Below are 11,764 nucleotides of genomic sequence, written 5' to 3' on the forward strand. Positions count from 1 at the left end.
TCGTGTGGGCAGAACCCCACCCAGTCGAGCGACATAAGCGAGCAGCGATCGTTCGGCCTGGAGGTATTTCCACTGCATCCGCCACAGCGACCCCGCGGCTCCGGAAGCGGCGCGGTCCAGCGCAATGGCGACCTGTGCCCACACCCTGGAGAGCAGCGACTCCGTCACCTGCGGCCTCCCGACGCCGGTGCTACCCCGCGAACCCGCCGAGCTTGACCGCCGCCACGAACGCCGACAACCCCGCCGCCCCGAAGACCGGCACCGGCCCGGAGGGGTTCTTCGAGTCCCGCACCCCGCACCACCCGGCCGCGCGCCCGACCTCGACGCACTGCCCGCTCAGGAACCACGGTCAGACCGGTGGGTCGAGATCACCGCGCGGGCGTGGTCCTCGGTCTGGACCAGGCCGTCCAGCAGGTCGGGTCGGTAGGACTCGATGCGCCGCGCGGTCTCCTCGGTGCTGAGGAACTTCCGCAACCGGTCCGGGACCGCCGTGCCCCACGGCGTCTTCGGCCGCCTGCGCCGGTACTCCTCACCCAGGCGATCCAGGTCGGCGCGCGCGTCCCCCTCGACTCACCGCGCGGCTGGTCTGGGCCTGCCCCGGAGAACCGGCCGGGGCCCTGACCGGCGGAAGCTCAGCCCTCCGGGTCCCCGTCCAGCCCATGCTCGATCGCGTACCGCGCCAGCTCCACCCGGTTGTGCAACTGCAGCTTCCGCAACGTCGACTGCACGTGGTTCTCCACCGTCCGGTGCGAGATCACCAGCCGGGTCGCGATCTGCCTCGCCGTCAGGCCCTTCGCCACCAGCCGCAGCACCTCGGTCTCCCGGTCGGTCAGCTGCGGCCGGTCCACCTCGTCCGGGGCCGCCGCCATCCTGCGGTACTCGCCCAGCACCAAGCCAGCCAGGCCGGACGTGAACACCGCGTCGCCCGCGGCCGTCCGGTTCACCGCCTCCACCAGCTCCTCCGCGGACGCCGACTTCACCAGGTAGCCCGACGCGCCCGCCTTCACCGCCTCCAGCACGTCGTCGTGCTCGCCGCTCGCCGACAGGACCAGCACCTTGGTGCCCTCCAGCTCACCGGCGATCATCCGCGTCGCGTCGACCCCCGACGCCGCCTCGCCCAGGTTCAGGTCCATCAGCACCACGGCGGGGCGCACGGCGCGCGCGATCCGCACCGCCGAGCCCGCGTCCGCGGCGGTGGCGACCACCTGGAAACCGCGCTCGGCGAGGTCCCTCGCCACACCGTCGCGCCACAGGGGGTGGTCGTCCACCACCATCACGGTCACGCTGCTCATCGGTAGACCCGCACCTCCCACTCCGCGCCCTCCCCCGGCCCGGTCTGAAGCTCCAGGGTCCCACGCAGGGCCTCGACCCTGCCCCGGATCGACTTGGCGATCCCCATCCGACCCTCGGCCTCCGCGCTGGCCAGCCTGCCCTCCGGGATGCCGGGCCCGTCGTCGCGGACGCTGAGCACGACCTCCTCCCCGAGGTCCTCCAGCAGCACCCACGCCCGCGCGTCCGGGCCCGCGTGCTTCTCCACGTTCGACAGCGCCTCGCGCACCACCGACACCAGCTCGATCACCGTCCTGGCGGGCAGCATGACGTGCGTCGCGGGCGTCGCCACGTGCACCTTCGGGGTGATCAGCAGCTGCAGCGCGGGCCGCAGGTCGGCCTCGCCGCTCTCCGTCGTCTCCTCCGGCGACGCCGCCACGAGCGTGCGCAGCGCCACCTCCTGCTCACCGGCCAGCTCGGCCAGCTCCGCGGCCTCCCCGCCCAGCTCGTTGCCCCGCTTGCGCACCCGCGCCAGCACCTGGAGCACCCCGTCGTGGATCGACCGCGCCAGTCGCTCGCGCTCCGCCGTCGCCGCCTCCGCCCGCAGCGCCTGCGCCAGCTGCGCCGACGACTTGCGCCCCACGCTCGCCGCCATGCCGACGACGAACCCCGACCCGACCAGCAGCACCACGTCCCGCACCAGGTCCGTGTTCAGGTCGCCCCGGTTCAGGTACGTGCTCAACCCGACCACCGCGCCGCCGACCGCGCCCGCGTACTGCCCGCCGTGCGCGCCGCACACCACCGGGGGCGCCGACGCCCAGATCGTGGTGATCAGCGGGACGCCGTACAGGAACTGCGCGGGCGTCAGGATCAGCAGCGACAGCGACATGAGCCCGCACACGACGAGCACGTCGGTCACGACCACCCAGGTCCGCTGCCCCGACGGCCCCCGGTACGCCACCGAGGTGACCACCGTCCAGACCGCCATCAGGCCCAGCGCCACCCACGCCAACCACGGCCGCTGGTACCCGCTCTGCTGCACCAGGACCGTGCCCAGCGCGAAGAAGAACGTCACCACGCGGAGCACCACCGTGGCCCGCCACAGGTGCGCCACGGGATCGTCCAACCCGGTCACGCCCGAACCGGTCTGCTGTGCCTGTGCCATCCGGAGCCCTCCCCACCCCCATCCTGCCGTGTCCGCGCCCTGCGGCTAACCCCCAGGTGGCCGTCTGTTCCCCCGCACCCGCTTGTGGAAGGCTGACCGGGTCCGGTGCCCGTCGCAGGGGGTGACCGCGCCGGGCGTCCTCCGGCAGGGGAGGTTTTCCGCGTGCGCGAGTGGCCGCTGTGGACGCTGCGGCGACCCGCGCTGGCCTACTGGATCCTGGTGGACGCCGCCGCGCTCGCCGCCTCGGTCCTCGCGATCGTCGCCACCGAGCGCCCCACCCCCGACGAGATCGCCCGCTTCTCCGCCATCGCGGGCACCGCGGGCGCCGTCATCATCGTCAGCTCGGTGTACAGCGACCGCGTGGGCGAGATCGCCCGCAACCCGTGGGCCGCCCACCTGTCCTACCTCACCGCGGGCCTGGTCGCGCTGCCGGGGAACCTGCTGGTCCTGCTCCTGTTCGGCCCCGCCCTGCACGGCCTGCTCGACCAGCGCCCCGAGGTGCACCGCTGGCTGTTCACCCTGTCCTCGACGGCGCTGGCGGTGTTCGGCACCCGGCTGGCCATCGGCTGGGAGCACCCGACGACGGGCAGGCTGGACGTGCTGGTCCTGGGCGCCACCATGCTGCTGACGGTCCGCGCCGCGCTGATCTCGCTCGGCCTGAAGCTGCGCAGCCCGCGCGCCCCGAGCGAGGAGGTCGTGGGCGAGCCGATCGACGTGGTGCTCGGCGTCGTCGCGGTCAGCATCGGCGGACTGATGGGGTTCGCCGCGCTCGCGACGGCCGTGCACGCCGTGGTCGCCGGACCGCCGCTGGCCCTGCTGGAGCGGGCCGCCCAGTTGCCGCACTGGCGGCGGTCGGCGCAGCGGGACGCGAAGACCGGGCTGGCCAACGCCGCGCACTGGGACGGCCGCGCCCGCTACGAGCTGGCCAAGGCCCGCGCCACCGAGCGCCCGATGGCGGTGCTGCTGCTCGACCTCGACCACTTCAAGAAGGTCAACGACCTGGTCGGGCACCTGGCGGGCGACGCCGCGCTCAGCGCCGTGGCAGGCCTGCTCAACACCAGCACCCGGCGCGGCGACCTGGTCGGGCGGTTCGGCGGCGAGGAGTTCGTGGTGCTGCTGCCGGACGCCGAACCGGCCGTGGCCAGGTCGGTCGCCCAGCGGGTCAGGCACGCCATCGCCGACCTCCAGGTGCCGACCGTGCGCACCGACGGCCACGCCCACCTGCTCACCGGGCTGACGGTGAGCATCGGGGTGTCGACCACCCAGCGCTTCGGCTACGAGCTGCCCGACCTGATGGTCGCCGCCGACTCGGCGCTGCTGGCCGCCAAGAGCTGCGGGCGGAACCTGGTCGAGATGGCCTGAGCCCCGACCGGGAGCAACCGATCGGGGGCAGCAGGCCGGGGGTCAGCGGCGCTCGCGCCCCTTGTCCTTCTTCTTGTCGTCGTCCGAGCCGAGCTCGTCCACCCGGTGCTCGTCCCCCAGGTCCTTCGGCGCGCCCTCCTGCGGCTCGTCCACGTCCACCCGCCTCGGGTCCACGTGCTTGTCCGCGTCCGAGAGCAGCGACCTGATCCCCGAGTTCAGCACCGCCAGCAGCGGCACGGACAGCAGCGCGCCCGCGATCCCGGCCACCACCAGGCCCGCCGAGATCGCCAGCACCACCGCCAGCGGGTGCAGCTTCACCGCGCGCCCCAGCAGCAGCGGCTGCAGCACGTGGCTCTCCAGCTGCATCACCCCGATCAGGATCGCCAGCACCACCGCCGCCGCCACCGGGCCGTTCGCGACCAGCGCGATCAGCACCGCCACCACACCGGTGATCACCGCGCCGACGATCGGGATGAACGCGCCGAGGAACACCAGCGCCGCCAGCGGCACCACCAGCGGCACCCCGACGATCCACAGCCCGATGCCGACGCCGACCGCGTCCACCACCGCGACCACCGCGGTGGCCCGCACGTAGCTGACCAGCGAGGCGAACCCGCGCCGCCCGGCGAGGTCGGCCCTGGCGCGCACGTCGCGCGGCACGATCCGGGTGATGAACCGCCAGATCCCGTCGCCGTCGTGCAGGAAGAAGATGAGGGTGAACAGGGCCAGCACGAGCCCGGTCAGCAGCTCGCCCACGGTCGCCGCCGTGGTCAGCGCGCCCGAGGTGATCTCGCCCTGGTTGGCCTTGACCGTCTCCAGCAGCTGGTCGACGTACTGCTGGAGCTGGAGCTCGCTCAGGTGCAGCGGCCCGTCCTTGAGCCAGTCCCGGATCGTGCTCAGCGACGCGGTGACCTGGTTCTGCAGCTCGGGGAGGCCGTTGGAGAACTCGGTGATCACGAACGTGAGCACCCCGCCGACCACCGCGAGCCCGCCGACCAGCACGACCCCGGGGGCCAGGCCGCGCGGCACGCCCACCCTGGTCAGCTGGGTCACCGCGGGCGACAGCAGCGCGGCCAGCAGCAGCGCGACCCCCACCGGGATCATCACCGACGCCATGTAGCCCACGGCCTGCGACACGATGTACAGCGCGCCGACGACGGCGACGAACCGCCAGCTCAGCGCCGCGCTCACCCGCAGCAGCGGGGGAACCTTGCTGCTCTCCCAATCCGGTGTGCCCACGCCGATCACCGTATCCCGCCCACCCCCGCCGGGGTCCCGACTTCGCGCAGCTCAGCAGTACCCGTCACCGGACCTGGTCAAGCGCGCCACCCGGATGATCGGATCGGGAGGTGGAAGCGATCAGCGCAGCAGAGGAGCGGGTGGCCGCCGCCTTCGCGGGCGGCACGCGGCTCAGGTTCGGCGCCAGGACGCCGCAGCGCGAGCGGACGGTGCGCGGCGCGTTCCTCGCCGCGCTGCTGGGCGGCACCGCCACCACCCGGCCCACCACCACCAGGGCGGCCGTCGCCGAGACCGCCCCCGAGGAGCGCCCGAGGCTCCGGTCGACCCCGGCCAGGTTCATCCCGGCCACGTTCGCGTCCGCCCGCACCGCGCCGCCGGGGCCGCCCGCGCTGCGGCTGATCAACGCGCACGTCGTGGGCCTGTTCGGCCTGGAGGGCGCCCGGATCGAGCACGTGGTCGACCTGCTCGACTGCACCTTCGAGCAGCCGCCGGACCTGCGGATGGCCCGCCTGGTCGGGCTGCGGATGCGCGGCTGCAAGGTGCCCGGCCTGCGCGCCCGCAACGTCCGGGTGCGCAGCGACCTGGTCCTGGAGGCCGGGTTCACCAGCGACGGCGTGGTCGACCTGACCGACGCCACCGTCGACGGCACGTTCCGCCTGGCGGGCGCGGTCCTGCGCGGCGGCGCGCACGCCCTGCTCGCCGCCAGGATCCGGGTCTCCGGCTCGCTGATGGCGGTCGCGCTGCGCGCCAGGGGCGAGGTGAGGCTGCGCGGCGCCGACTTCGGGGGCAGCGTCCACCTCGGCGGCGCCCGGCTGATCAACCCCGGCCACAACGCGCTGGAGGCCAGCGGCGTCCGCGTCGCGGGCAGCCTGTTCTGCGACGCCGAGGGCGGCCGGTTCACCGCCGAGGGCCGGGTGCTGCTGGACGGCGCGCGGGTCGGCGGCAACGTCGTCCTCTCCGGCGCGCGGCTGCGGGCGAGCACCGTGGAGCGCCCGGTGCTGGTGATCCCGCGCGGCACCGCCGACGAGGCGGCGGCGCTGGTCGCCGACCGGATCAGGGTCGACGGCAACGTGGAGCTGGACGACGGCTTCACCTCGACCGGGACGGTCCGGCTGCCGAACGCGGAGATCGGCGGGTACCTGCGGCTGTCCGGGGCGCGGATCGGGCAGAAGGCGCTGGTCGAGCGGGCCGTCAGGGCGCGGGCGGGCAAGGCGGGCGCGGGTGGTGCGGGGGAGGACGACGTCGACGTCCCCGCGAGGGCCGCCGCAGAGCCCGCAGGACCCGCCGCCGGGCCTGCCCGAGTCGGCGAGGACCAGGCAGGCGAGGCCCGCGCCGACCACGACCGCCCCGAGCGCCGCGGGTCCGCCGAGGCCGGGGACGAGCCCGAGCCCGGCGCCGAGGACGACGGCCTCCTGCACATCCCCGTCGCGCTGCACGCCGACGGCGTCCAGGTCCGGGGCGACCTCGACGCCAGGGGCGCCGCGCACGGCGCGTTCACCGGCCCGAGCGCCCGCGAGTCCGCGCTGCTCGCCTACGGCCAGGTCCGCCTGGTCGACGCCCGCGTGCGCGGCAGCGCCAGCCTGTCCGGCGCGCGCCTGGTCGGCCCCGGCATCGACGTCCTGTTCGCCGACCGCTTCAAGGTCGGCGGCACGCTCTTCCTGCGCGACCTGCGCGCGCAGGGCTCCCTGCGCCTGCAGAACGCGGAGATCGGCTCCACCCTCGACTGCTCCGGCGCGGTGCTGCGCGACCCGCGCCGCCGGGACGACGGCACCGCGAAGCCGTCGCTGGACGCCCGCGTCGCCACCGTCGGCAAGGACCTGCTGTGCAGCGGCGGCTTCACCGCCGAGGGCGGCGTCCGGCTGCTGCTGGCCGAGGTCGGCAAGACCGCGACGTTCGCGGGCGCCCTGCTCGGCCACGACCCCGGCGGGACCGCGCTGGGCGCCAGGGGCATGACCGCCCAGCAGCTCGTGCTGCGGCTCGACGCCGAGCAGGCCCCGCGCGGCCGGGTCGTGCTCACCGGGACCCGCGCCGCCTCGGTCGTGGACGGGCCGGGGCTGTGGGCGGCGGGTGGCGGGGTCGCGGTGGAGGACTTCACCTTCGGGTCCATCGCCTCCTCCCCGGACGTGGACGTGCGCACCCGGCTGCGCTGGCTGCGCGAGGTGCAGCCGGACTTCGCGCCCGGCCCGTACGAGCAGCTGGCCACCGTCTACCGGGAGGGCGGCGACGAGGAGCTGGCGCAGGTGGTGCTGGTCGAGAAGCAGCACCGCCGGTACTCCGAGCTGGGCCTGGCGCACCGGGCGTGGGGCTTCCTCCAGCGCTGGACGGTCGGCTACGGCTACCGGCCGTGGCTGGCGATCACCTGGCTGACCGCGTTCTGGCTGTTCGGGGCCCTGTGGTTCCAGTGGCACGAGATGCTCAAGCTCAACGACGACGAGTCACCGGTGTGGAACCCGTGGCTGCTGGCCGCAGACCTGCTGCTGCCGATCATCGACCTGGGGCAGGACAACCGCTGGCAGTTCACCGGGGTGTCCCAGTGGATCGCCAGCGCGCTGATCGCGGTGGGCTGGATCCTGGCGTCCACGGCGGCGGCGGGCGCGGCCCGCGTGCTCAAGCGGGTCTAGCCGGGCCCGGTGGAACCCGGCGGGACGCCGTCGTTCCGGTTCGGTCGTCCACGAACGGCTGACCTGCGGCGGCGTCCCCGCGAGGGGCGCGTGACACGGAAGAACCGAGAATTTCTCGGCTACCCGGCGTCATCCTGGTGAAACTCAGAGTGGCGATCACACGATCCGGCGAACAGAGCAGTCAAGGGGTGCGCCAAGGGGAGCAGCCCTGGCAGGCTCTCGGCGTCGGCCAGCCACGGCGGTGATCGTGCGGGCCGGCTCCCCAAGTCCGTTTTCCCAGGTGGAGGTACCAGCGTGTCCGCAGCGGCGCAGCGAGTCGGGAAGGTGGTCCGCTTCCGCGGATTGCTGTCCCGCGCTCTGCTCGTCGCCGGCGGCGCGCTGGCTGGCACTGCCGCCGCCTGGGCGCTGTCCGCCGCTCCGGCCTCCGCCGAGACCGTCGACCTCAACCCGGTCGGCGTCCTCTCGGAGGGCGTGCTGGGCGGCGGCCCGCTGAGCGAGGTCCTCTCCCCCGTCGACAAGGCGGTGGACGACCTCGACGCGGTGATCCGGGCCCAGCGCGAGAAGCTGGTCGAGATCCCGCGAGCCGACCTGGGCCGCGTCGCGGAGGACATCCGCGGCGCCGTGGGCCAGGTCGGCGACCTGCTCGGGGTCGAACCGGTGCTGCAGGTGGTCGAGGTCCAGGACGCCCCGCGCGTCGACGCGGCCCTCGCGCCCACCGCGATCCCGGCGCTCCCCGAGCAGCACCAGGCCCCGGCCGAACCGGAGGTCGCGCCCGTCGCGGCCCCCGAGACCCCGGCCGCGGCCGAGGTCGAGGCCCAGCAGCGGTCCACCAGGGCCAGCGCCGCCCCGGCGGCCCCGGTCGAGCGGTCGCGCGACGAAGCGCCTGCCACCGAGGCGCGCCCGGCGCAGCCCACCACCCCGGACCTGCCGTCCGCCCCGGTCGTGCCCGCTTCCGGCACGCCCGCCCACTGCTCGTGCGGTGCGGACGGCGCTTCCTCGTCCAACAACAACGGCGGCGCGCTCTCCACGATCGCGTCCACCTCCGGTGTTCCCACCGCTGCGGCGCGGGCGCTCCTGCCCACCACCGAGCGGAACACCGCGATGCCCGGCAAGCAGCCCGGCATCACCCCCGACTGATCACCGCGCGCGGTTTCGAGGCGGCACACCCGTGCTCCTCGGTCTCCGGCCTGCGCGCTCTTCGCTGAGCACCGCGTTCCGGGCGATCCGCCGCGCGCTCTTCCGAAATCGGGTGGTCGTCCCCCAGACGCCGTCCGCGTCCGACCACCCCCCATTCACTGATCGAAGGAGAAAACATGCAGACCTGGGCCAAGCGCGGTCTCCAGTCCGCACTTGTCACCGGTGGTTTGCTGATGCTCGGCACGGGCATCGCCTCCGCTGAGGAGCGGGTCAGCCCCGACCTCGCCCCCTCCATGCTCGACAGCATCGGCCAGGAGCTGGCCGACGTCGACATCGAGATCCCCGTCCTCGTCGAGAAGAACGCGATCGGCGTCCTGGGCGACGCGGTCGAGCTGCCCGAGATCGACGAGAAGCTCGTCGTCCCCTCGCTCAACACGATGATGGGCAAGCAGTCCAACCCGCTCGTCAAGGACAGCCGGGGCATCGGCTCCGACCAGATCATCCGCAACAACCGCATCGTCGGCGACCTCGTCGTGCCGGTCATGGTGTGCGGCAACGCGATCGGCGCGCTGGGCGACGCCTACGTCGAGGCCGACTGCGAGCAGGAGGCCAGCAGCACCCGCACGACCATCACCGACGGCTCCCGCGACTCGCTCGCGGGCAACGTCGTCGCCATCGCCGCCGCCGTGCCCACCTCGGTCACCGGCAACGCGATCGCCGGCCTGGGCAACGCCGAGGCCAACACCACCGCGTCGCAGTCCGCCGTCGCGGGCGGCGACATCACCACCTCCGGCGAGCGCGGCTCGCTGTCCGGCAACGTCGTCGCGGGCCAGTGGGCCGTGCCGGTGCAGCTGAACAACAACGCGGTCGGCACGATCGGCAACGCCCTCGCGAACGGCTCGTCCGACGTCACCGCCGAGGTGCCCGGCACCATCACCACGAGCGGCGCGGACAGCTTCGGCGGCGGCAACGCGCTGCTGGCCCCGCTGGCGCCCATCGCGGCCGTGAACGGCAACGCCGCGGGCGTGCTCGGCAACGGCGACGTGCTCGCCGAGAACTCGGCCACCGCCACCGCGGGCAGCGAGCACACCGGCATCTTCGACCTGCCCACCTACGCGGAGACCTCGGGCAACCGGGGCACCCTGGCGGGCAACATCCTCCAGCCGCAGATCGCCGGGCCCATCTCGGCCGACGACAACGCGGTCGTGGTCGCGGGCAACTCCACCGCCACCTCCTCGGCGTCCAACTACTCGCAGGTCGGCGGCTTCACCAGCACGACCGGCGAGAACGGCACGCTGTCCGGCAGCATCGGCGACCTGCCGATCGGCCTGCCCGCCGCGGTCGGCGGCAACGGCGCGGCGGTCCTCGGCAACGCGGCGGCCGACCACACCAACGACTCCACGACGCTGGTGGGCGGCAACACCTTCACCAACGGCGACGGCGCCGTGCTCGGCTCCAACGTGGTCTCCGCCCCGGTGACCGTCCCCGCCGACCTGTGCGGCACCGGCCTCTCGGCGGGCGGCAACGCCGACGGCAACTGCAACAACCTCGTCACCACCGAGGTCGGCGGCCTCAACGCCAGCCGGGGCAACGACAGCGTCGTGTCCGGCAACCTGGTGTCGCTGCCCTCGTTCGTGCCCGCCGAGTCCTTCGGCAACGCGTTCTCCGTGCTGGGCCAGGCCGACGGCACGGCCGACGAGGTCAAGGGCTCCGCGGTCGGCGGCGAGCCGAACACCCGCGACGACGACGGCACGGTGTCCAGCAACGCGGTCGGCCTGCCCACCGCGCTCGGCCTGCAGATGCACAGCATGGCCGGCGGCATCCTGAGCAACACCAACGCCACCGCCACCAGCGACAGCACCTTCGACGTCGGCGGCCCGGCCGAGGCGACCGGCAAGCACGGCTCGATCTCCGGCAACATCGGCTACCTGCCGACCAACAACATCGCGCAGGTCTTCGGGTCCGCGGTGGGCGTCGGCGGCAACCACTACAGCAACAGCGACAACTTCCTCACCTCCACGGTCGGCGGCGACGCCGTCTCCACCGGTGAGGACGGCGCGATCGCGGGCAACGTCGCCTCGGTCCCGCTGGCGTCCACGCTCCAGTCCTTCGGCCACTCGGTCGTGGTCGCGGGCAACGGCGACGTCGTCACCACCAACACCGCCGACGTCACCACCGGCGGCGACGTCGCCACCAACGGCGACAACGCCTCGGTGTCCGGCAACGGCATCGCCCCGCAGATCGGCCTGCCCGCGCAGGTGTTCGGCATCGCCGGCGGCGTCGCGGGCAACGGCAACACCACCCACACCAACGACACCAACCTCGTCGTCGGCGGCGACCACGAGACCTCGGGCCTGGACTCGGCCGCGTCCGGGATGCTGGTGACCGCGCCGATCTCCGGCAACCCGGCCGTGCACGGCGACGCCGTGTCGGTGCTGGGCCTGGCCGACAGCGTCACCGACTCCACCGCCCTGACCCAGGTCGGCGGCAGCACCGAGACGGTGGGCTCCGGCTCGCTGTCCGCCGCCGAGGTGTACGCGCCGGTCGAGGCCGCCGCGACCGTGGTGGACGTGCCCGCGCAGGTCCTCGGCACCGCCACCACGCTGGTGTCCAGCACGCACGACGTCGAGACCGGCGACGAGGTCGACGGCGGGGCCGACGCCAAGGGCATCAACCTGCCCAGCTCGGTCGACCGCCACATGTCGATCACGAGCCTGCCGCTGCTGAACAACGTCTTCATGATGGAGCGCTCGTTCCAGGGCGACCTGCCGGTCGTGGGTGGCCTCGCGGGCGGTCTGCCCGTGGTCGGCGGCCTGACCGGCGGCCTCCCCGTGGGCAACCTGACCGGTGGCGGCCTGCCGCTGGTCGGCGGCCTGACCGGTGGTCTGCCCGGCATCAGCGGGCGCAGCGCCCAGGGCGGCGGCCTGCCGGTCGTCGGTGGCCTGACCGGTGGCGGCCTGCCGGTGGTCGG

The 11,764-nt window shown here is 74.0% G+C and carries 9 protein-coding genes; 4 read left to right on the top strand and 5 right to left on the bottom strand.

Annotation, left to right across the window (positions count from 1 at the left end; all coding sequences use genetic code 11):
• Positions 1-190: 190 nt before the first annotated feature.
• The 4 genes from ACTUAL_RS21250 to macS all read right to left on the bottom strand — a co-directional run bounded on the left by ACTUAL_RS21250 (position 191) and on the right by macS (position 2,434).
• A complete protein-coding gene (locus ACTUAL_RS21250) occupies positions 191-340 on the bottom strand; it encodes a DUF397 domain-containing protein (protein ID WP_440901485.1) in 150 nt (49 codons plus the stop codon).
• Entirely contained in the window at positions 337-474 is a 138-nt protein-coding gene (locus ACTUAL_RS21255) for a Scr1 family TA system antitoxin-like transcriptional regulator (protein WP_440901480.1), read from the bottom strand. Before ACTUAL_RS21255 ends, ACTUAL_RS21250 begins: the two co-directional genes overlap by 4 nt.
• Before the next feature lie 158 nt (positions 475-632).
• On the bottom strand, positions 633-1,292 hold the full coding sequence (locus ACTUAL_RS21260; protein WP_096497498.1) for a response regulator: 660 nt from the start codon (positions 1,290-1,292) through the stop codon (positions 633-635).
• Complete coding sequence (gene macS / locus ACTUAL_RS21265; RefSeq protein WP_096497497.1) at positions 1,289-2,434, bottom strand: MacS family sensor histidine kinase; 1,146 nt, start codon at positions 2,432-2,434, stop codon at positions 1,289-1,291. The genes ACTUAL_RS21260 and macS overlap by 4 nt, the downstream gene beginning before the upstream one ends.
• A 162-nt stretch (positions 2,435-2,596) precedes the next feature.
• Here macS and ACTUAL_RS21270 point away from each other — a divergent pair, with 162 nt between their 5' ends.
• A complete protein-coding gene (locus ACTUAL_RS21270) occupies positions 2,597-3,796 on the top strand; it encodes a GGDEF domain-containing protein (RefSeq protein WP_096497496.1) in 1,200 nt (399 codons plus the stop codon).
• Positions 3,797-3,838: 42 nt separating this feature from the next.
• On the opposite strand, the gene ACTUAL_RS21275 is transcribed toward ACTUAL_RS21270, so the two are convergent.
• A complete protein-coding gene (locus ACTUAL_RS21275; protein ID WP_440901481.1) occupies positions 3,839-5,044 on the bottom strand; it encodes an AI-2E family transporter in 1,206 nt (401 codons plus the stop codon).
• 101 nt (positions 5,045-5,145) lie between these two features.
• On the opposite strand from ACTUAL_RS21275, the gene ACTUAL_RS21280 reads away from it, so the two are divergent.
• From ACTUAL_RS21280 to ACTUAL_RS21290, 3 genes are all read left to right on the top strand, one after another.
• Entirely contained in the window at positions 5,146-7,656 is a 2,511-nt protein-coding gene (locus ACTUAL_RS21280) for a hypothetical protein (protein ID WP_440901482.1), read from the top strand.
• 294 nt (positions 7,657-7,950) lie between these two features.
• On the top strand, positions 7,951-8,793 hold the full coding sequence (locus ACTUAL_RS21285) for a hypothetical protein (protein WP_440901483.1): 843 nt from the start codon (positions 7,951-7,953) through the stop codon (positions 8,791-8,793).
• Positions 8,794-8,969: 176 nt separating this feature from the next.
• The coding region (locus ACTUAL_RS21290) for a beta strand repeat-containing protein (RefSeq protein WP_440901484.1) at positions 8,970-11,764 on the top strand (2,795 nt) is incomplete at its 3' end.

This window comes from Actinosynnema sp. (assembly GCF_052038725.1).